This window comes from Leisingera sp. NJS204, assembly GCF_004123675.1.
GTDB lineage: Bacteria > Pseudomonadota > Alphaproteobacteria > Rhodobacterales > Rhodobacteraceae > Leisingera.
The window spans coordinates 551508-572629 of record NZ_CP035417.1; the positions used below are offsets into that span (position 1 = coordinate 551508).

The window sequence follows — 21122 nt, forward strand, 5'->3', positions numbered from 1 at the left end:
AGGCGGCACGGGTTATCCCCGTGCCGCTGTTTTTTGTTTGATCAGAAAGATCTGCCGATAGTGAAGGACACGGTGCGGCCTTCACCGCGGGAGCAGCCGTAGCCGTCGTAGCAAACGCTGTCGTAGCCCTTGTCGAACAGGTTGGAGACCCGCAGGTTTACCTCCATTTCCTGCCATTCATAGCGCAGGGCCAGATCGGCAAGCGTGTAGGAGGGTGTCACCCGTGCGTTGCTTTGGGTGGCGAAGGCATCGTCATTGTAGCGGATGCCGCCGCCGATGCTGAGACCCGGCAGTAGGGCCGCGGCATCATAGTCCAGCCACAGCGACAGCTGATGCGGCGGCGCCATGGCGTTGTCGTTTCCGGTGAGGCCTGCAACCAGAGATTTGGTGATCTCGGTGTCCAGGTAAGTATAGCCGAACACACCTTGCAGATTATCCGTGATCCGGCCCCGGGCCTCCAGCTCAAACCCGCGGGAGCGGATTTCGCCTTCCTGAGTAAAGCTGCTCCAGGTCGGGTCGTTGCGGTCGTAGTCCTTCACGTTGGTCTTGCGCAGGTCAAAGATGGCGGCGCTGAGCATATAGCTGCCGTGCTCCGGCAGATAGCGCAAACCGGCTTCCCACTGTTTGCTTTCGGAGGGGTCCAGAGGCGCGCCGGCGATGGTTTTACCAAAGTTCTGGACGAAGCCTTCGGTATAGCTGACGTAGGGGGTCATGCCGTTGGCCATCTCGTAGGTCAGGCCCAGCATGCCGGTGGTTGCCGCGTTCTTCTGCGACTGGGCGGTGGAATTCAGCAGATCGTCGATTTCATTTTCGAACCAGCCGCGGCGCAGGCCAGCGGTGACAGCCAGGCCGTTGCCGAACTTGTGGTGGTTCTGCAGGTAGATCCCTTTTTCAGTATACTCTTCCCGGTTATGTGCCGACAGCGGCGGGTAGGCGACGTCGAAATCGAACACCGGATTGGCGAAGCTGACGGAATAAGCGCCATAGGCCAGGTGCTGGCGGTATTCGGTTTTGCGGCGCTGGTAGTCGGCGCCGACGATCAGGCTGTTACCGCCGCGTTTCCATTCCAGGTAGTTGTCGAAGCCCAGGTTATAGGCCTCTTCAGTGTTGGCCTGTGCGGTATAGCCCATGTTGCCGGTCGCAAAGTCGGTCGAGGCGAGGTACAGGTGCTGGTAGTCGATCTTGTCGCGGGCGTAGCGGGTCTTCTGATTGAAAGTGAAGCCGTCGCCGAAGCGGTGCGAGAATTCCCAGCCGATGGAGCCGCTGTCGCTCTCATAGGAATTGAAGCCCGACTGCCGCGTATAGAAGTTCTCGGGCAGGCTGCCGAGGGCCACGTCATACTCTACACCCGCTTGCGGCACCCATTGCAGCGGGGTCCGCTCGTCCTGCTGCAGATGCAACAGCACCGTCAGGCTGGTGTCGTCGCTGGGCGCCCAGGTCAGGCTGCCCGCAACCAGATTCCGGTCGTTGTGGGAATTGTCCAGTTCAGTTTCGCCGTCGCGCAGCAGCACCGTCAGCCGCCCAGCCAGCGTGCCCTCGGCATTCAGCACCCGGGACACGTCCACGCCGGCCTCGGCGGCGCCAAAGCTGCCATAGCCGGCATAGGCAGAGCCTTCGTTTTCAAATGTGGGACGTTTGGTGACCAGATTGACCAGGCCGCCTGCGTCGTTGGAGCCATAAAGAACACCCGCCGGGCCGCGCAGCACCTCGACCCGGTCCAGCATGTAGGGGTCGATCTTGAAACTGGCGAAATTGTGCGCCTTGTTCGGCAGCCCGTCGCGGTAAAGCGCACTGGTGCCCATGTCGAAGCCGCGGATCGAGAACTGGTCGAACCGGTCATCAGTGCCCCAGGTGGAGGGGTTGATGCCGGGAGTGAACTTGATTGCGTCCTCGACCTGGGCGGGCTGGCGCCGTTCCAGCTCAGTAGAGGTTACGACGGAAATCGACTGCGGCACCTCGGCCAGCGGCACGCCTGATTTGACGCCGGTCTCGGAGGCGGGCGCGAGGTAGCTGTCGACGGCGCCGGCATATTGCAGCTTGTCACGCACGATGATCGGCGCGAGCTCCAGCACGTCCTCTTCCTGTGCTGTAGCGGGTTGGGCGGCGAACGCAGAGGCGCTAAGCGCGGTGCCGCAAAGCAGCGCTCGCAAAGCGGGCCGACCGGTAGCGGCCGGGGAGGGTAGGGTTGTCATCACTGTAGTCCCAGGTTTTTCGGCCAGGCTGCGCTGCAGCAGGAAACCGGCCCTATTGGTTGGCAAATTGCAAATGTTGCCTGGGACGTTCCTGGGTGGCGGCACCATACATTTAACGGGTGAAGAGTCAACGGTGGCACCGCCGTAACTCTTGATTTGGAGCGGTTTTTCCGGCTCTTCATTTTCCGCCAGGTCCGCAGGCAGAGAGATGGAGCGCCCTGCAGACCAGAGCCTCGCCGCGGCGTTGCGGCGGTAAGACGTTGGGTTACGGCAGGCTCCAATAGGCTGCGATATAGCTTTGGCCAGGCGGCACGCCGGCGGTCCGGGCGGCGGCGCGCAAGGGTTGCGCCTCGGATTTTTCGCCGGCGAACCAGAGGAAGGCGCCGGGGGGCTGCGGGAAGCCCGCCCGGGCACAGCGGCCGAGGCTGTCTCCGGCCCGCCGGTCCAGCCAGCGCAAGGAAATGCCGGGCGGGGCGGTGACCGGATACCCGCAGGCGGCGCCGCCATCCGCAAGCAGCGTGGCGCTGCCGCAAGTACCGGGCGGCAGGGTTTCGAGAATGCGGGCTGCTGCGGGAATGGCGGTCTCATCAGCGTAAAGCAGGATCTCTTCCGTATCCGGAATGCCGCCGCCGCCGGGGCCTGCGATAGCCAGCTTATCACCCGCTGCAGCGTTTTGCGCCCAGGCAGAGGCCCGGCCGCCGGCATGCAGGAACAGGTCGAATTCCAGCAGACCGCTTTGGGTGCAGACGTTGCGGGCGGTATAGACCGGCCGGTGCAGCGTCTTGGCGCCTTTGGGCCAAACTGTCCGGCCACCGGCATCGAGCTTCGGGTACTCCGGATCGGTGCAGCCCGCGGGCGGCAGCAGCAGGCGAAAGTGGATGGCATCATCGCCAAAGCCGGACAGATTCTGCGCCTGCAAGCGGATGCGCAGAAAACTGCGGCCCAGCGGAATGACGGAGAGCAAGGTGGTGAATTGCACATCCGGAGGCCGTGTGCTTGCTACGCCATTATCCGGCCAACGGAGTGAAGCCGCCGCGCCAGGCTGCAGGTGTTCGAGGTGTTCAGCAAAGCCCTCTTTCAGCATGTGGAGCCGGTCCGGCAGCGCAGCTGATACCCGGATCGCGGTGCCTGTCCCCTCCGCGGTAAATCGGTAGCGGCCAAAAGCGGGGACTTCGATCGTGAGGCTGGCTTCAGTATCTTGGGTGACCGGCAATTCATGCTCTTGCGCCATGGCGCGCAGTGCCGGCCGGGCGGCGGCAAAGGGCAGGGCAGGCAGATTGGCCTCGGCCCGCAGGGGGAAGCTGGGAAGGCTGTTCATCGGTGCGGGCCTCATTCCGGGATCACGTGGGGGGTGCCATGCAGCGGATCGGGGATGATCCGGCAGGGGAGACCGAACACCTCCTGCATGACGGTCTCGGTGACCACTTTGACCGGAGTGCCCTGGCAATGAACACGGCCGGATTTGAGAGTGATCATATGGGTGGCAAAGCGCGCCGCGAGGTTGATGTCGTGCAGCACCATCGCGATGGTGCGCCCGGTCTCGCGGTTGAGTGCCTGCACCAGTTTCAAAAGCTCGATCTGATGCGGCAGATCAAGGTAGGTGGTGGGTTCGTCCAGCAGCAGAATACCGGTGTCTTGGGCTAGCGCCATGGCAATCCAGGCGCGCTGGCGCTGGCCGCCGGAAAGCGACTCAAGCGGCGATGTGGCAAGGGGGGTCATGCCGGTGCGCTCCAGCGCCTGATCAATGGCGGCGGCATCCTGGCGGGACCATTGCCGCAATGGCGACTGATGCGGAGTGCGGCCGCGGGCGGCAAGGTCGCGGACGGTCAGCCCTTCGGGGGCTGCGGGGGATTGCGGCAGGATCGCCAGCCTTTGCGCGACAGAGCGGCTGGGCTGACGGTGGATTGCCTTGCCGTCCAGCACGACCTGGCCCGCGGCGGCAGGCTGCAGCCGTGCCAGGGCACGCAGCAGGGTGGATTTGCCGCAGGCGTTGGGGCCGGCGATGACCGTAATGCTGCCATCGGGGATTTCTGCGTTCAGGTCAGTGAGCACTTGTGTCCCGGCATAGGCAGCCGACAGGTTCTCTGCACGCAGGCGGGCGTTTGGGGCGTTGGAGGCTTTGAGCATCAGAACGGTCCTTTGCGGAAGTGGCGCAGCAGCATCCAGATCAGCAGCGGTGCGCCGGCAAGGGCGGTAAAAACGCCGGCGGGCAGCTGGATCCCGGGCAGAGCACGGGAAGCGGTGTCGGCAAGCAGGGTGATCAGCGCGCCTGCAAGAGCCGCGCCTGGCAGGGCAGGGTGCCCGCCGGGTCTAAGCGCGCGGGCGAGGGGGCCCGCGGCAAAGGCCACAAAGGGCAGCGGCCCGGTGGTGCTGACCGCCAGTGCCGCCAGCAGGGTGCCGGTCACGGTGAGCGCCAGCCGCAGCGCAGGCAGGTTCAGGCCCAGCCCGGCGGCGGTCTCCTCACCCAGGGGCAGCCGGGCGAGCGGGAACTGCAGCCAGAGCGCCAGGGGCGCCAGCAGGGCCAGCCCGGCCCAGACCTGGACCGCGTCGTCCCAGTTGCGTGCGTTCAGCGAGCCGGTGAGCCAATGCGCCATGCTGACGGCGCTTTGGATATCAAGGCGGCTGAGCAGCAGGTCGGCGGTGGCACTGAGCGCGAGACCGGCACCGATGCCGGTGAGGATCAGCCGGGCGGGGGACAACCCGCCCTTCCACGCCAGCAGGGTGACGGCGGCGGCGGTCAGCAGCGCCCCGGCAATTGCACCGGGCAGCACCAGGCCGCCAGTGAGGATCAGCGCCGTCAGGGCACCGCAGCTGGCGCCGGCGTTGAAGCCGATCACATCGGGCGAGGCGAGCGGGTTGCGCAGCATCGCTTGGAAGATAGCCCCGGAGAGGCCAAATGCGGCTCCGGCGCCGAGAGCTGACAAGATGCGCGGCAGACGGAGATCAAGCAGAACCAGTTGTTCCATGGCGCTGCCCTGACCTGCAAGCACCTGTAAGCTGCGGGTGAGGCCAAGAGGGTAGCTGCCAAGCTGTGCTGCAAATGCGGCCAGCGCCAGCAGCATGGCCAGCAGCAGAGCACCTGCCAGAAGGGCCTGGCGCGGGATCTGCAGCGAGAGGGAGGCGATACGAAAGGTCCAGTTCACAGGCTTCGGGCTCCGTTCCGGCGTACCATCCAGATCAATGCGGGCCCGCCCAGCAGCGCGGTCATCACCCCGGCCTGCAGGCTGCCGCCAAAGAACGGCAGACGACCGGCCAGATCGGCTCCAAGCAGAAGAATGGCACCAAAGGGGGCAGACAGGGCAAGGCCCCAGCGCAGGCCTGGCCCAGCGGCCCAGCGGGCCAGATGCGGCACGATAAGACCCGCAAAAGCAATCGGGCCTGCAAGGGCGACGGCACTGCCGCTTAGCAACACGATTGCGGCGCCGGCCAGCAGCCGCGCCGCGCCGGTGCGCACGCCCAGGCCACGGGCGCTGTCTTCGCCCAGCAGCAAGGCGTCGAGGCCTGACGCCGCCGCCAACGCCGCCAGCGTGCCCAAAACGAAAAAGGGAGCGAGCGCTGCGATTGTCTGTGTTTGGATCCCGTCAAATCCGCCGAGTACCCAGAAACGGTAAACATCCAGCGCCTGCTGGCTGGCCAGCAGCAGCGCCCGGGTAAGAGCAAGGAACAGAGAGCTGATGGCGGCGCCGGCCAGCAGAAGCCTCAGCGGGCTGGCCAGAGAACCGCCGCTGAGCACGGCCACCAACAGGGCGGCCGCCAGCGCGCCGCCAAGGGCGGCCCAAACAAAAACCGCAGGATCGGTGATGCCCAGCAGCAGGATGCATCCGGTCACCGCCAGCGCGGCGCCGCCGTTGATGCCGAGAAGGCCCGGGTCGGCCAGAGGGTTGCGGGTCAGTCCCTGGATCAGCGCTCCGGAAATTCCCAACGCGGCTCCTGTCAGGACAGCGCCGAACAGCCGCGGCAGCCGCATCTGCCGGATGACGATCTGTTCGGCGCTGGCCGGGTCATAAGCGATCATAGCCTGCCAGACCTCGGCCCAGCTGACAGGGCGCAGGCCCAGCCGCAGCGATACTGCGGCTAGCAGTACCAATGCCACAAGCGTTCCAGTCAGCCAAAGCGCACGGCTGGAGAGGGCGGCGCGGCGGCGCGGAGCTGCCAGGGCAAGTGCGGTGTCAGGCATATCAAGATCCCCCAGGCAGAAGCCCGGCCTCGGCCATTCCGGGAACCGGTGTCGCCGGGGTCCCGTCCGCTGCTGCCTCCAGCAGAGGTACCAGGCGGTCGAGCGCGTAATCCAGGCTGAGCGGACTGGAGTGGGAGAGGGCAGCGGCCAGTAGCGGATCGGCGTGGATTTCCCTGCCCTCCCTGTAGGCGCGCAGGGTCGGGCGCAGCGGCATCCGGGCAATCTCCGATGCAGAACCGCCGTAGTCGAGCCAGATCAGCACATCCGCGTCGATAGGTGCGGGGGCTTCGGCCGGGATCAGCGCGTGAAAACTGTTGACGCCTGCGGCAGTGTTGATTTCAGCGGGCACTTGAAAGCCGAGATCTTCCAGGAAGCGGCCGCGGATATCGCGGCTGGTGAATGCTCCGGTCTGCCCGGCCCAGACCATGGCAGCGCTGGCGCCTTGCCAATCGGGATGGCTTGCACGCAGTTCCTCGAAACGCTTGCCGATGCGTGCGATTACCGCCTCCGCCCGGTCCGTTGTGCCAGTGGCAGCGCCGAGCCGCCGCAGCATCAGTTGCCAGGGGGTACCGTAATCACCAAACCCGGCCGGTGGTGCAAGGGTGGGGGCAATGCGGGACAAAAGGGCATATTCCCGTTCTGTGATGCCAGACCACTGGGCGGCGATCAGATCGGGTTCAAGCGCGGCAACCGCCTCGATATCTATGCCGCCCCTTAAGACCGCCGGGCGGCTCTCACCCATTACCTCCAGGGCCCAGGGCCAGACGCCGGAAGGATCGTTGCCATACCAATTCCGCAAGGCGGCCGGGGTTTCACCAAGCGCCAGCAGGAAGTCATGGCCGATAAAGCTGATTGAAACGATGCGGCGGGGTTTTGCCGGGACGGTTGCGTCTCCGAAACGGGTTTCAAGCCTCACCGGGAAGCTTTGTGCCGCAGCAGCAACAGCAAACAAGGAAACCATAAGGCAGGCAAAGGCAAGACGCATAGCCGATTTTAAGTCCAAAGGCGGGCACCGCCCGTTGTTAAAGTTTCGTTCAGCTGTCTTCAGCAGTAGAAATTTTAACGTTTGACTGGACTCTGCACCTTCGTTCAGGTGGCTGTAATCTTGCTAATACGCTTTTGATGTATGGTGTTGACCCGATATACACTCTCAATTCCCCGGTCAAGGAGCTTGCGGCACCAACTCTTGCCAGGGGCACGAAGCGAATGCCGTTCTGCTTGTTCAGGCAAGACCGGTTGATGCTGTGATTCCGGCCGCTACTGAACAGAGGTGGTCGCGCTTTTTTGACCTGTTTGCAGCCCGTTTAAGGTGGATCAGGGTTTCACATCAGGCTGCCATTCTCATGGGTTCTGTTTTGCTTTCACAGGCCTCATCCGGGGTCAATATGCCATGGGCTGATGTCGTTGAAAAACTCCTACTTGATCGGCGATTAAGTGGCTGATTCAATATCCGCATTGAACGGGAGGGTTGGCGATGACGGGACCGATGCAGGCGGCGCAGGCCGAACTCTTTTACGAGTTCTCTCTGGAGGAGCATGTCCCGTAAGGTCATCTGCTGCGATCGATTGACCGGCATCTCGATCTGAGCGGCATCCGGGGTCATCTGGCGGGTTTCTACAGCCGCACGGGCCGACCATCGGCCGATCCTGAACCAATGATCCGCATGCTTGTGGTTGGCTACTGCTTTGGCATCCGATCCGAACGGCGGCTTTGCGAAGAGGTGCATCTGAACCTGGCCTGTCGCTGGTTTTGCCGCCTTGATCTGACTGACCGCATCCCGGATCACTCGGCATTCTGCAAGAACCGGCACGGCCGCTTCCGCGACAGTGATCTGCTGCGTCATGTTTTTGAGACGACTGTTGAAAGATGCGTGTCGGAAGGGCTTGTCGGTGGCCAGGGGGTCGCCGTGGATGCCAGCCTGATTGTTGCGGATGTTCAGAAGCAGAACTCCAGCAATCCCGAAGAATGGGTGGCCAGGGAGATCGATCCCAATGATATATCACGGGCGGTGCGCGAGTATCTCGACACTCTCGATGACGCAGCATTCGGTGCGGCCGGTGAGACAACACCCAAGTTCACGGCACATGCCGATCCCGCCAGCCAATGGACCGCGGCTCGCAAAGGACCTGCATTCTTTGCCTATTCAGACAATTACCTGATCGACACGGATCATGGGATCATTCTTGACGTGGATGCCAGCCGCTCGATCCGGCAGGCAGAGGCGGGTGCCATGCGCAAGATGACCGGCCGGACGGAAGAGCGCTTTGGCCTGAAGCCTGATCGGGCCGCAGCGGACACCGCCTATCCGCAACAAGCGCCATTACCGCGAAAGCGGTTTCGTCCATGTACCGAAAGCCGACATGGATGGCGGTTAGTCCGGCCCAAAGGCTGCCCTTGGACGATTTGATCTGTAGTGGTTCCGATGTGATCTGACAGTTGGCCGTTTTTCCGGCGGCGTCTGTCAGGTCAAGTTTGGTTCAGGAACTTTTCCTTCCAGATTTCTTTGCCCTCGATCATGGTCTGAAACGGCGTTCTGCCGCAACACATTTTGCCCTGATGAGTGCGCTCGTGGTTGTAGTGGTGCAGCCATTCGTCCAGATCGGCCTGCAAGGCTTCGATGCTGTCGTAGAGCTTCTTGCGGAACGCGACCTGATAAAACTCCTGCAACACCGTCTTGTGAAACCGTTCGCAGATGCCATTGGTCTGCGGTGATTTCACCTTGGTTTTGGTGTGGTCGATATCGTTGATCGCCAGGAAGAGCTGGAAATCGTGTTTGTCGACGCGCCCGCAGTATTCCGTCCCGCGACTGTCATGATCCGCAGCACCGGCAGGTCGTGCTCGTCATGGAATGGCAGCACTCGGTCATTGAGCAGGTCGGCTGCGGTGATCGGTGTTTTGGTGGTGTAGAGCTTGGCATGCGCCACCTTGCAATAGGTGTCCACGTAAGTCTGCTGATAGACCCGCCCGACGCCCTTGAGGGTGCCGACATAAAACGTGTCCTGTGATCCCAGATAGCCGGGATGGGCTGTTTCCACCTCGCCGCAGGCTTCATCGTCGAGCTTCTTCTTCTCCAGCGCCTGCACCTGGGCCTCGGTCAGGATCATGCCGTCCTCGGCCACCTTGGCTTCCAACGCCCTCAGCCGGGCCTTGAAGTTCGCCAGATCGTGCCGCAGCCAGATCGACCGGACACCCGAGGGTGAGACGAAGACACCCAGCTTACGCAACTCGTTCGAAGTGCGGGCCTGACCGTAGGCCGGGAAATCAGTGGCGGATTTGATGACGGCCTGCTCGGTCGCGTCGTCCACCCGGTTTGCCAGATTGGGCTTGCGCCGGGTGCGCTCAAACAGCGCTTCCACGCCGCCTTCTTCAACGGCTGACTTGTAGCGATAGAAAGTATCCCGGCTATAGCCCATCACCTGACAGGCTTTCGAGACATTCCCCAGTTCCTCGGCCAGATTCAGCAGGCCGGTTTTGTGTTTGATGATCTTGTCGGTAGTATTCAACATCGTGGTTTCCTCGTTTCGATGGTTTGGTTGGCACCACCATCAAAACGGACAACCATCTCCCTTCAAGGGAACCACCGCCCCCAATCCAATTTGAAAAAATGGGGGCGGTGTCAGATCACATCGAGACTAATTCATTTGATCCAAAGTCGCGGTGCTACCCGCCGAAGCGGCTCTCTGTTTGCGGGATCGTCAAGTGCGGGTTCTATTGCCGTTCGGGGTCCTGGTTCTCTACGAAGTCGGTGTTTCCGCTTCCTGATGGCGTCCGGGAGCTGACCAGCCAGAATGTCATTCGCGAAGTGAGCGTCACGCTCCTTCAGCCGCTTTTGACTGGCTTGATCCGCCGCCGTCCCGAAGGACGCTGAACCCGCCCTGTCTCTGGTGGGCGGGATCTCAGTTGGTTGTCAGGTGATGAGCTCCTTTTCCGGTTCGAAATCTGTCCCGTCGCGCCAAATGCACATCATGACGACGGCGAGTTTTCGGGATGCCGCCAGCGCAGCTTTCTTGAAGCCCTTTCGGTCTTGCAGCTTCTTGGCCCACACGCGCAGTTTTGACGGCTTTCTGACCTGGGTGATCAAGCTGGTTGCAGCGGAGTAGAGCAATCTGCGCAGATCACGGTCTCCGCATTTCGATATCCGTCCGGGCCAGTCCATGTCTCCGGATTGATGCCGCCGCGGCGTGAGGCCGAGGAAAGCACCGACGTCTCGGGATCTCTGGAAACGGCCTGCGTTGTCGAGGGTTGCGAAAAAAGACAGCGCCACGACAGGCCCAACGCCCGGGACGGTCATGAGGCGGCGGGCAAGGCCGCTTGGCGCGCTATGAGCCTGAGATCTTCATCCATCGCTTCCGCAGCCGCGCACAGGGCCCTGTGGATCGGGATGAACATGCCGGCCATCACGCCGAGTGCCGGGTTGGTCTGACCGGCCTCAGCGAACTGATCACGGAAGCCCTGCCGCAGGTTTGCCCGGCCAACTGAACCCATACAGATCCCGAAAACCTTCAGCACACCGCGAACATGCGCTTCAAGGTCCTTGCGCATCCTGATCAGGCGCTCCCGTGCGCCAATGAGCACGCGAACCCGCTCCGACGCCTCGCTTCTGATGTGAACCCGGCTGAACCAGCCGGTGCGGGCCAGATGCGCCAGCCCTTCGGCATCACCGGTATCGGACTTGTTGATCCGCCCAGACAGCGCCTTGTGCGTCAGGCGTGCATCAATGCAGATGATCGGAAGGCCGCGTTTCTCCAGTTCGCGGGTAAGCCAGATGGCCAGAATGCCGCTCTCATGCGCAATCCGCTCGGGCTCAGCGGTGTGCTCCGAAATGAATGATGCGATTGCGTCCGGATCCGAACTGGTTTCGCCGCGCGCAAGCACCTTACCCTCTCCATCAACAACACAGATCGACACGGATTTGACGGACACGTCCAGACCAACATAATGCAACATGGTCGTTCTCCTTCACGGCTGGTTTCGCTGAGGCCCATCTTACCGGACCTCGTTCGCCCAGGGAGAGCGGCCGCCGCAAACACACCATGTCGATCGCTACGAATGCAAATACAGGGATTGTCGGTTTGCGCACCTCTCAAAGATCGGAGGACAAAAAACGGAAATACAGAGCCTCAACAGGGTTGCCGACGTGATTTCCAGCAACTTTTTGAAACATACCAACTCCGGTTCGATATATGTGCAGGGACTTTCTCAGAACCAAGAAACTTGCGGAAGCCGCCAAGGGTACATATCGCCAGGTGGCATCTAAGGGTGATCGGGCGAAACGGAGCGTGCGCAACAAGGCTCCCTACCGAGTGCACGCGCATTCGATCAACTCGTGCGATCCTCTTCCCTTCAGTTCGACCATACCTTTTGACTTGCCGTCGAACGCATCGTGCAAGTTTCGCCATACGGCCTCGCTCACAAGCACCGTTCCAGGATCGGCATGACCGACGATGCGGGCGGCGATATTCACGGTATCTCCCCAGATATCAAAGGCGTAATTCTTTTGGCCGATGACTCCACCAACGAGCGGTCCTATGTGAATGCCGACCCGGATTTCCCAGCCAGAGGAATGTTCCGCCACGGCATCAATCATGTCCAGGCCCGTCTGAACACTGGCCTTCGCAGGACTTTCGACATGGTTCAACAGCCCGGCGGTTGCCATGAAGGCATCCCCAATCGTTTTGATCTTTTCCAACCCGTTCCGGGTCGCGATGTCCTCGAAGGCGCGGACCAGATCCTGAAGATGGGATACAACATTTTCTGCCGAATTGTCGTTGCAATAACTCGTGAAACTCACAACGTCGCAGAACAAAACCGCCACATCTTCAAAATGACGCGGTCTTACAGAATTGGTGGATTTCAGTTCGTGAACCGCGGCGGCTGGCAGGGTCGCATGGAGCAGGTCGTCGGCGCGTTTTTTTTCAACCTCGATTTGTTTCATGTAGCCCGCCTCCTTATCTCTCAGGCGCTTCTTTTCGAGGCTGGCGCGAATACGCGCACGCAGGATCGCAGCGTTGAACGGTTTCGGGAGATAGTCTTCGGCACCGGCTTCGATACAGCGCACAACGCTTTCAATTTGATCGACGGCGGAAATCATAATGACCGGTATTGAGCGCAGGCGCATGTCGGATTTCATCCGCTCCAGCGTTTCATACCCGTTGAGAACCGGCATCATGATGTCAAGCAACACGAGGTCGTATGGCTTCTTTCCGAGCAGATCAAGCGCCTCCTGGCCATTCTCGGCCACATCGACATTCTCATAGCTCTCGCGCTTCAAGCGCCGCAGGAGCGTATAGCGGTTGTCTTCGTTATCATCGACAATGAGAAGAGCTGGTCCATCCGAGGTCAAGATGCTTGCCTCGCCTGGAGCAGCGCGTCGATCTTGCCGAGCAGGCGTGGCATGTCGACGGGCTTGGTGTCGAAATCGTCGCATCCGGCATCATGTGCTTTTGCGCGATCCTCGGCCATGGCATGCGCTGTCAGCGCGATGATCGGGATGTCCGACGTGGCAGCGTTCGATTTGATTCGGCGGATCGCTTCCCAGCCATCAAGAACAGGCAAACCCAAATCCATGATGATCAACCGAGGCATTTCCGATTGTGACATGTCCACACCTTGTTTGCCATCGGGCGCCACGACAACTTCGTATCCTTTCCGGGCTAACCGCTTTGTGAGCATGTAGACATTGTCTTCGTTGTCCTCGACGTAAAGGATTTTCACCATTCCCACTTCAACTCCTTTTCTTCGGTCAATGACCTTCGCCTGAACCTGGTTGCCGACCATGCTCTGCGAGGACTTCGATCCGGCCGCAAAGTGCCTTCATATCGACCGGCTTTGAAAAGAAATCCGAGCATCCGGTCTCTATCGCGCGCCTGCGATCCTCGGGCATGGCATAGGACGACACCGCGATCACCGGAATATCGCGGGTGGCGGCGGCTGCCTTCAGCCGACGGGTGGCTTCCCAACCATCAATAATGGGAAGATCGAGGTCCATCAGAATAATGGACGGATCGGTCGTGCCCGCCATTTCCAGACCGACCGCGCCGTCGCGGGCAATCAGGACCTCAAAACCATGTTTGCCCAACCGACGTGTGAACAGGAAAATGTTGTCTTCATTGTCTTCAATGTAAAGCACTCGGATCATCCCACGGCCTCCTGCGTGGGTTGCGGTGTGTTCTCTACAATGATCTCACGGATCGTGGCCAAGAGCTCGCTCCGACCAATATCTGTTTTTTGCACGATCTGCGTGACGCCGCCATTTAGCCGCTGGTGATCTTCCGGCGTCAAGTTTGCCGCGGTTAGCACGACGATCGTTATCCTGCCATATTCAGGGCGTTGACGAAGCGCTTCAAGGAACTGAAAACCGTCCATTTCCGGCATCAGCAGGTCAAGCATAATGAGATCGGGCTGACATCCATTCAGGCGCTCGATCCCGATATTGCCGTTCTCCGCCTCAGTGACGTCCCAACCGTTCTTGGAGAAGATTCCGCGTAAAACGTCGCGTACATCGGGATCATCCTCGACTACCAGCACCTCTGGTGTCCGGTCCTGCGGATGGTATTTTGACAGCAAGGCTTTCATCTTTTCGCGGTCGATCGGCTTTGTCATGTATTCAGACGCGCCCAGAGCAAAACCGCGATCGGGCTCTTCGGTCATGGTTGCCATGATGACGGGAATTGCGGCGGTCTCCTTGTCTGACTTGATCTCCTTGAGAAACTCCCAGCCATCCAACTCCGGCATCACGACATCGAGTGTGATTGCAGAGGGCATCAGTCTGCGCGCGAGTTCGAGTCCGTCCCGGCCATCGACGGCGGTCACGACATCGTAGCCTTCTTTAGCCAGCATGACGCGCATCAGCTCACGGGACGCCTTGTCGTCATCGACCACCAGGATCCGTGGGTTGTCACGCCGAGCTGAATTGATCGGCAGCGCCGGCGGGCGCTTGGACATGGGTGATGCGTCGTCGTCGCCCGAACTGACACCTGCCACGCGTGGCAGGTGAAAGGTAAATGTTGCACCCTCGCCAAGCGCGCTTTGCACTTCGATGTCACCCCCCATCATCCGCGCCAGACGCCGACTGATTGCCAGGCCCAGTCCGGTGCCGCCGAAGCGGCGGGTAGTCGAGCTGTCGGCCTGGCTGAAATCTTCAAACAACCGGTTAATCTGTTCTGCACTCAACCCGATGCCAGTATCTGTAACCGAAATCGAAACCGTCGAACCGCGATCATCCTCCACCGCCCGCGCCACCAGAGCGATCCTTCCGTTTTCGGTAAACTTGCTGGCATTGCTCAGAAGATTAAGGATGATCTGGCGCATTCGCGTCTGATCGGCAGCGATCGTCCCGAGATCATCCGGGCAATCAACGGTCAACTCATTCCCGTTCTTCTCGGCCATCGGACGCACAGTTGTCGTTGCGTCTTGGATCAGGCTCAGCAAGTCGAAGCTTTCGATATACATCTCAAACTTGCCGGCTTCAATTTTCGATAAATCGAGAATTTCATTTATCAGGTTCAGCAGGTGCTTTCCTGCGCGCGAAATGCGTTCCAGAGGCTCAATAAAGTCCTCCTGTCCGAATTCCTCGGCATCTTCCATCAGCATCTCGGTAATGCCAATCACCGCATTGAGCGGCGTCCTCAGTTCGTGGCTCATATTGGCGAGGAACTGGCTTTTCGCACGGTTCGCCTCCTCGGCTTCCTGCTCCCGTTCCTTGAGTTCAGTTATGTCGGTGTAAACGGCAACGGTGCTGTCGTCGTCGGTTTTTCGCTCGCTGACGCGGATCCAGCGGCCGTCCGCACGTTCTTGAAGATGTGTCTCTCCCGGGTTCTTGTGCTGCGCGTTTCGCTCCGCGATCCAGTCCTCCGGTGCATCGAGCGCATCCTTGATAAGACCTTTTTCAGCGGCACTTCGGATGATCTCATCGAACGAGGCACCAGCGACAACGATGTCTTCGATTCCGTGATAGAGGAGTTCACGATATCGACGGTTGCAAATGATCAGGCGATCATCGGGGCCGTACAATGAAAACCCGTCGGAGATGCTTTCAATGGCATGAGACAGCTGCATTTGGGCTCGTTTTGCAGCAAGGGTCGCTTCGGCCAGTTCACGGGTCCGTTCCTCGACACGCTGTTCCAATTCGTCGCGCGCCCTGCGTAGCGCCGCCTCATCCGCCTGCTGGCGTTTCTGCATTTCGTTGAATGCCGCGACAACCGTGCCAATCTCGTCACGGCTGAGCCAGTCCACCGGAACGCGCTCACCTTTGACGCGGGCACTGTTGATCGAATTCAAGAGCCGTTCGAGTGGGATACCGATTGTGCGGCGATTTGCGATCAACGTGCTAAAAATGATGGCCCCGAGAAGAAGAGCGCCCAGGATTCCGGCCGTCGTCAGTCGCTGCCGTGCAGCGGCGCGTATCTGGGCGTCAGTCAGCGCGATGGCCAGGCGCCCGATGACCTCGCTGCTATCGTCATACACATAGACGATTTCTTTTTCCGCAAAGAACTGTTCCTGCTCGAGATCTTCGACCTTTCCAATCCACGCAACCAGTATGTCCTGATCGTCATAGACCGCCGCGCCCGAGATATCCGGATCAATGGCAAGGGCTTTGAGGATTAGCTTGATCTGCTCGTCGGCAACGTTCCACATCGATTCCGCAACCACGGCACTTTGGATTGCGACCAGTTTTTCGAGCTTGTTATTGAGCCGGTCTTCGGCTTCGCGCTGCGCATTGAATTCAAAAAGCCCAAAAACAATTACGGTCGATGCAAGAACCAGCGGCGTCACAACGGCAAGAAATTTTGCCCGGATCGACCTGAACGAAAATATTCCTGGCTTTTGCTTCATCAAATACACTCTGTACGCAGCACGCTATGTTTGCTTTTGTCCGTCAACACGCGCCCTCAAGAACCATCTCGACATAACGAGGATTCACATGCCGCGCGAAATCGTCTACGACACTGCGAATTTTACCCTGCTCGCGCAGGAACTCTGCAGTGAAACTCAGCGCCTGGGCGACACCTCCCTCGCCGCCGCCGCCAAGCCAGCGCGGCGATGCTTGTTCTCTGAGCGTTGGAAAATCGTAAAGGCCCAGAACCACCGGCACGTTTTCGGGATCACCACCGGCCAGGCTGACGATCGCGGCGACCTGATCCGATCCCGACGTCCAGGCCGAAGGATTGGCGAGATAATCTGCATCCGCAGCCGCAACGGTCTTGATCAATTTGCACATGAAATCCGGGTTCTGGGCGGCGAATGTCCTGTCGACAACCATCGCATCGAACGTGGCCTTCCCCCAGCTTGACAGAACACCAGAGGTGATCAGCACTTTCCCGGACTTCTTGATTTCGCTTAATGCCGGATCCCAGACAAAGGCAGCGTCGATCTCACCACGTTGCCACGCCTCCGCGATCTCCTGAGGTTGCATGTTTCGTATATCGACATCCTTCTGCTCAATCCCAAACTGCTCGAGCGCAAAAAGAAGGTGGAAATGTGTGGTTGAAGCGAAAGGCACGCCGATGGTCCTGCCCGCCAGATCCCGAGGCGCGATTACGCCGGCTCCGTCCCGAACAACCAGTGCTTCCGCCGCCGCTATATCTTCCAGAATCCAGACGACCTCAATGTCCAGGCCCCGGCTGATACCGGCGGCAATCGGGCTTGACCCGGATTGCGCGATCTGAACATTGCCCAAAATCATCGAGTTGATGACCTTTGCGCCGGACTCGAACTTTCGCCATGCCACGGGCTGGCCAACGGCTTGCTCGATTTCACCGCTCACGATCGCCGTCTTCCAAGGATTATACATCAGCTGGTAGCCGATCGTGACATCGTCCTGCGCACTTGCCCCGCGCGCACCCAACTGCGCGACGCAAAACAGGGCCAACATCACCCGCCGAACCGCTTTCATCTCACGCCTGCAAAGTCACTGACCCGGCGCCGAACAGCCGCCTTCATTGCGAAAACGCAGTCGCGAAGTAATTCTCCGCGATATCGTCCGCATTCACCTGAGCGAGTCCCGCATTGAATTTTTCGAGCATCGCACGACCATCCCCGTCATCGCGGAAACACAGATATAGCGTCTTGTCTTCCAGTGGGGTGGCGTTGAATTGCAGGTCATCTCGGTTTGATTTCAGGCTTGGTTCCGTCGCTTTGAGGTATTCAAGCACGAATTTGTCTATGACAGCGGCGTCAATGCGCTTGCGCACCAGTTTCTTCAGATTCGTAAGATCGTCGTTTGACGGAACCGCCAGGATCCAACCGGTTCCGACTTTTTGATCGAATTCGTCGGTATTCGCGTAGCCGAGGACCGTTCCGATCTTCAGCTGCTGTTCACCGATGGAATCGAGGCTGTCCCACGAAATTGGCGCAGCCGCATTTTCAGCAAATCCCAAAGGGCCATTGCCGATCGGATCGGATGCGATGAAACCTTCCTGGTGGCGGCAATGATATCCAGGGAAGTATGCAATGACTCCGTCCTTGCCATCTTTTGCCATATCGATCGCACGTTTCCATGGGCGATAGGCAACATCTGTTATGAACCCTGCCTTCTCAAAGGCCACGCGAACCACTTCTGTCGTCGCTCCGCCACTGGGCAGATCACTGCCGGTGTAGGGTGGCCAATCCAGCGTCGAGATGTGGGTCATCTGATCCTGCGCCACAGCTGGCGACGCGCATGACAGTGCAAAGATCGCAGCCGCCGCGCGACATGTCTGAGACATCGCAGTAAACATGAAAAAAATCCCCCCAATTTTTTGTGGCAACGCAGACCGAACGGCGCATCGTTACCTTACGTCATTACAACCCATATCGTTGCTTTATGGCAAGAAATTTAGGTGTCGTCTTGAACTCAGTCAGGGCTTTCGAAAACCTATCTGCAAGCGTCTCGTGACCTGGTTTCCGGCTGAAAAACAAATATCCCGGCGTTTCAGCGAGGCTTGGCAAGAGAGGTCGGACCTGATCTTCGACCCCCAACCGCCTGGCATCTGCAAGAAATGGCAGGGTCGTATCCAGAACAGTTTCGACCCGCCCAAGCGTCAGGAGTTTGATCATGCTTTCGCGACCCGTGGCTTCGACGCGCGACATGCCGTCCGCTTCAAGTTCATTGTCGATGCCTCCGTAGCTGTACCCTTTTACCAGCGCAAAGGATTTTCCGGAGAGCGGGCTACGGTCGGAAGTGGTCAAGCTGGAATCCATGCGCACGAAAAGCGTTGCATCATAGTTCAGTAACGGCTCGTCCGGGTAATGGTTGAAGTCTTCACGCTCTTCGGTTCTCGTACCACAAAGGCCCGCGTCCACACGTTGGGTCTCGACGAATTTGAGCTACCCCCTGAATTTCGGACACTGACGTAAGCTATGATTTGTTGTCTGCTGATCTTCGACGAAGAGGAGATCAGAGATGTCGAAACGGAAGAACCACTCGCCCGAGTTCAAGGCGAAAGCCGCGCTTGAGGCTTTGAAGGGTGAGCGAACTGCGGCTGAGCTTGCCAGCCAATTCGGCGTCCATCCCACGATGATCCACAGCTGGAAACGCGCTCTGCTGGAAGGCGCGTCCGGCGTGTTTGAACGCGGCGGAAAGAAGTCCCCAGAGATCGACGAGGAGCAGGTCAAAGAACTGCACGCGAAGATCGGGGAGCTGGCTGTCGCCAACGATTTTTTGTCACGAAAGCTCATGCCGTGGACCGGCAAGTGAGGCGCAAGATGGTTGAGCCTGCCAATGCCAACCTGTCGATTGGCAAGCAGTGCAAGCTGCTGTCGATCTCGCGGTCGTCGTTTTACTACACGCCCAAGGGCGAGACGGCGATGAACCTGATGTTGATGCGCCGGATCGATGAACAGTTCCTGGAAACGCCGTTCTTTGGTGTCCGCCAGAAGACTTGGCACCTCCGAAACGACGGGCACCTTGTGAACGAGAAGCGCATCCGACGCTTGATGCGGCTGATGGGCTTGATGCCGACCTATCAGAAACCAAACACCAGCAAAGCAGCGAAAGGGCACAAGACCTATCCCTATCTGTTGCGTGGTCTACGCCTGGAGCGTCCCAATCAGGTGTGGTGTGCCGACATCACGTATCTGCCAATGCGCAGGGGCTTTCTGTATCTGGCGGCGATCATGGATTGGCACACCCGAAAGGTGCTGGCCTGGCGCCTTTCGAACACGCTGGAAGCAGACTTCTGCGTCGAGGCACTGAACGAGGCCATCGCCAGGTTTGGCCCGCCGGAAATCATGAATACGGATCAGGGCAGCCAGTTCACATCTTTTGCCTGGACGAGCAGATTGCGCCGATCCGGCGTGCGGATCTCCCCTCTCGCGCATGCACACATGCGCTGCCGGGCAGCGGATGGATGGCAAGGGGCGCTTCCTCGATAACATCTTCGTCGAGCGGCTCTGGCGGTCGTTGAAATACGAATGGACGTGTCGCGGTTTGATGCCGCTCCTTTGATAGCATTTATTGCAGCAAAGGAGACGAACTATGGGACTGAAACGGACAGAAGAATTCCGGGCCGATGCGGTGCGGATTGCGCTGACGAGCGGGCTGAGCAGGAAGCAAGTGGCCTCTGATTTGGGTGTTGGCCTTTCGACCCTGAACAAGTGGATCACAGCGCATCGCGACACCGAGGTGGTATCCGACAAAGACCTCGACCTTGCCCGAGAGAATGAACGGCTTCGACGGGAGAACCGCATTCTCAAGGAGGAGAGGGAGATCTTAAAAAAGGCAACGCAGTTCTTCGCGGGCCAAAAGCCATGAGGTTCAGGTTCATCGAAGAACACACTGATACCTTCAGCGCCAAGCGGATGTGCAATGTGCTGGATGTCAGTGAGCGCGGTCTACGGGCCTATCGCAGCCGCCCGGCCAGTCAAAGGCAGCGCACTGACATGGTCGTTCTGGCGCATATCAAGGAACAATCTCGCCTCAGCCTGGGCAGTTATGGCCGCCCACGGATGACCGAGGAACTGAAGGAGTTGGGCCTGAACATTGGCCATCGTCGCGTCGGGCGTTTGATGCGTGAGAATGGCATCCGTGTCGAACGATCTAAGAAATACAAGGTGACGACCATTGCCCGGCAGACGATTGCGAAGCAATCAGCCGAGAGGGGGACAGCAACCACGCCTTCAACATCGCACCCAATCTGCTGAACCGGGATTTCTGCGCAGATGCGCCCAATCAGAAATGGGCAGGTGACATAAGTTACGTGTGGACGCGCGAGGGCTGGCTCTACCTGGCGGTGATCCTTGATCTGCATTCCCGGCGGGTGATCGGTTGGGCCATCAGCAATCGGATGAAGCGGGACTTGGCGATCCGGGCGCTGAACATGGCTATAGCCTTCAGATCACCGCCTATGGGCTGCATTCATCATACGGATCGTGGATCGCAATACTGTTCTCATGACTATCAGATAATCCTGCGACAACACGGGTTCAGCGTGTCCCCCTCTCATGCATGTAAACATGCACTGCCGGGGCAGTGGATGAGCGGCAAAGGAAATTGCTATGACAATGCGGCCATCGAGACCTTCTTCAAGACGATCAAGGCAGAGCTGATCTGGCGAAGGTCGTGGCCAACGCGTAGGGCCGTTGAACTGGCCATCTTCAACTACATCAATGGCTTCTACAATCCGCGACGGCGGCACTCAGCATTGGGCTGGAAAAGCCCCGTCGCATTCGAACGGAAAGTGGCCTAAACGAGCACTTGGAGCGGCACGAAAGCGGGACACGTCCACAATTCGTTTATGACGTTTACAGGCTTCCGGTTCCGTAGCTCCTGGATG

The 21122-nt window shown here is 59.5% G+C and carries 17 protein-coding genes and 3 pseudogenes; 4 read left to right on the top strand and 16 right to left on the bottom strand.

The window, feature by feature from the left end; genetic code table 11:
* Nucleotides 1-41 precede the first annotated feature (41 nt).
* From ETW24_RS02765 to ETW24_RS02790, 6 genes are all read right to left on the bottom strand, one after another.
* Nucleotides 42-2072 (bottom strand): TonB-dependent siderophore receptor, encoded by a 2031-nt coding sequence (locus ETW24_RS02765; protein ID WP_164982675.1) that lies wholly within the window; start codon nucleotides 2070-2072, stop codon nucleotides 42-44.
* 385 nt (nucleotides 2073-2457) lie between these two features.
* Entirely contained in the window at nucleotides 2458-3510 is a 1053-nt protein-coding gene (locus ETW24_RS02770; RefSeq protein WP_129369644.1) for a siderophore-interacting protein, read from the bottom strand.
* 11 nt (nucleotides 3511-3521) lie between these two features.
* Nucleotides 3522-4319: an ABC transporter ATP-binding protein gene (locus ETW24_RS02775; protein ID WP_129369645.1), complete on the bottom strand. Its 798-nt coding sequence runs from the start codon at nucleotides 4317-4319 to the stop codon at nucleotides 3522-3524.
* Entirely contained in the window at nucleotides 4319-5335 is a 1017-nt protein-coding gene (locus ETW24_RS02780; RefSeq protein ID WP_129369646.1) for a FecCD family ABC transporter permease, read from the bottom strand. Before ETW24_RS02780 ends, ETW24_RS02775 begins: the two co-directional genes overlap by 1 nt.
* On the bottom strand, nucleotides 5332-6369 hold the full coding sequence (locus ETW24_RS02785; RefSeq protein WP_129369647.1) for a FecCD family ABC transporter permease: 1038 nt from the start codon (nucleotides 6367-6369) through the stop codon (nucleotides 5332-5334). Before ETW24_RS02785 ends, ETW24_RS02780 begins: the two co-directional genes overlap by 4 nt.
* A gap of 1 nt (nucleotide 6370) precedes the next feature.
* Nucleotides 6371-7354 carry an ABC transporter substrate-binding protein gene (locus ETW24_RS02790; protein ID WP_129369648.1) on the bottom strand — a complete coding sequence of 328 codons (984 nt, stop codon included), beginning with the start codon at nucleotides 7352-7354 and terminating at the stop codon, nucleotides 6371-6373.
* Between the two features lie 489 nt (nucleotides 7355-7843).
* Here ETW24_RS02790 and ETW24_RS02795 point away from each other — a divergent pair.
* Nucleotides 7844-8674: pseudogene (locus ETW24_RS02795) on the top strand (transposase); the annotation flags it as partial.
* Nucleotides 8675-8835: 161 nt separating this feature from the next.
* On the opposite strand, the pseudogene ETW24_RS02800 reads toward ETW24_RS02795, so the two are convergent.
* The 10 genes and pseudogenes from ETW24_RS02800 to ETW24_RS02840 all read right to left on the bottom strand — a co-directional run bounded on the left by ETW24_RS02800 (nucleotide 8836) and on the right by ETW24_RS02840 (nucleotide 18651).
* Nucleotides 8836-9875: pseudogene (locus ETW24_RS02800) on the bottom strand (IS481 family transposase).
* 401 nt (nucleotides 9876-10276) lie between these two features.
* On the bottom strand, nucleotides 10277-10633 hold the full coding sequence (locus tag ETW24_RS24650; protein ID WP_254695686.1) for a transposase: 357 nt from the start codon (nucleotides 10631-10633) through the stop codon (nucleotides 10277-10279).
* Between the two features lie 23 nt (nucleotides 10634-10656).
* Nucleotides 10657-11316 (bottom strand): IS110 family transposase, encoded by a 660-nt coding sequence (locus ETW24_RS24655; protein ID WP_254695687.1) that lies wholly within the window; start codon nucleotides 11314-11316, stop codon nucleotides 10657-10659.
* Nucleotides 11317-11665: 349 nt separating this feature from the next.
* Entirely contained in the window at nucleotides 11666-12712 is a 1047-nt protein-coding gene (locus tag ETW24_RS02810) for an adenylate/guanylate cyclase domain-containing protein (RefSeq protein ID WP_205877341.1), read from the bottom strand.
* Complete coding sequence (locus ETW24_RS02815; RefSeq protein ID WP_205877343.1) at nucleotides 12709-13146, bottom strand: response regulator; 438 nt, start codon at nucleotides 13144-13146, stop codon at nucleotides 12709-12711. The genes ETW24_RS02810 and ETW24_RS02815 overlap by 4 nt, the downstream gene beginning before the upstream one ends.
* Complete coding sequence (locus ETW24_RS02820) at nucleotides 13112-13507, bottom strand: response regulator (protein ID WP_129369650.1); 396 nt, start codon at nucleotides 13505-13507, stop codon at nucleotides 13112-13114. Before ETW24_RS02820 ends, ETW24_RS02815 begins: the two co-directional genes overlap by 35 nt.
* Nucleotides 13504-16203, bottom strand: a complete 2700-nt coding sequence (locus tag ETW24_RS02825; protein ID WP_164982676.1) for a response regulator — start codon at nucleotides 16201-16203, stop codon at nucleotides 13504-13506. The genes ETW24_RS02820 and ETW24_RS02825 overlap by 4 nt, the downstream gene beginning before the upstream one ends.
* Nucleotides 16204-16246: 43 nt before the next feature.
* Nucleotides 16247-17263 carry a taurine ABC transporter substrate-binding protein gene (gene tauA, locus ETW24_RS02830; RefSeq protein ID WP_129369652.1) on the bottom strand — a complete coding sequence of 339 codons (1017 nt, stop codon included), beginning with the start codon at nucleotides 17261-17263 and terminating at the stop codon, nucleotides 16247-16249.
* Between the two features lie 43 nt (nucleotides 17264-17306).
* Nucleotides 17307-18086: a substrate-binding periplasmic protein gene (locus ETW24_RS02835; protein WP_129369653.1), complete on the bottom strand. Its 780-nt coding sequence runs from the start codon at nucleotides 18084-18086 to the stop codon at nucleotides 17307-17309.
* A gap of 64 nt (nucleotides 18087-18150) precedes the next feature.
* Entirely contained in the window at nucleotides 18151-18651 is a 501-nt protein-coding gene (locus ETW24_RS02840) for a substrate-binding periplasmic protein (RefSeq protein WP_129369654.1), read from the bottom strand.
* 100 nt (nucleotides 18652-18751) lie between these two features.
* On the opposite strand from ETW24_RS02840, the gene ETW24_RS24660 reads away from it, so the two are divergent.
* The 3 genes and pseudogenes from ETW24_RS24660 to ETW24_RS02855 all read left to right on the top strand — a co-directional run bounded on the left by ETW24_RS24660 (nucleotide 18752) and on the right by ETW24_RS02855 (nucleotide 21035).
* Nucleotides 18752-19045 (top strand): transposase, encoded by a 294-nt coding sequence (locus ETW24_RS24660; RefSeq protein WP_129369655.1) that lies wholly within the window; start codon nucleotides 18752-18754, stop codon nucleotides 19043-19045.
* A gap of 8 nt (nucleotides 19046-19053) precedes the next feature.
* Complete coding sequence (locus tag ETW24_RS02850) at nucleotides 19054-19722, top strand: IS3 family transposase (protein WP_129369656.1); 669 nt, start codon at nucleotides 19054-19056, stop codon at nucleotides 19720-19722.
* A gap of 103 nt (nucleotides 19723-19825) precedes the next feature.
* A pseudogene (locus ETW24_RS02855) lies at nucleotides 19826-21035 on the top strand (IS3 family transposase).
* The last annotated feature ends 87 nt before the right edge of the window (nucleotides 21036-21122 follow it).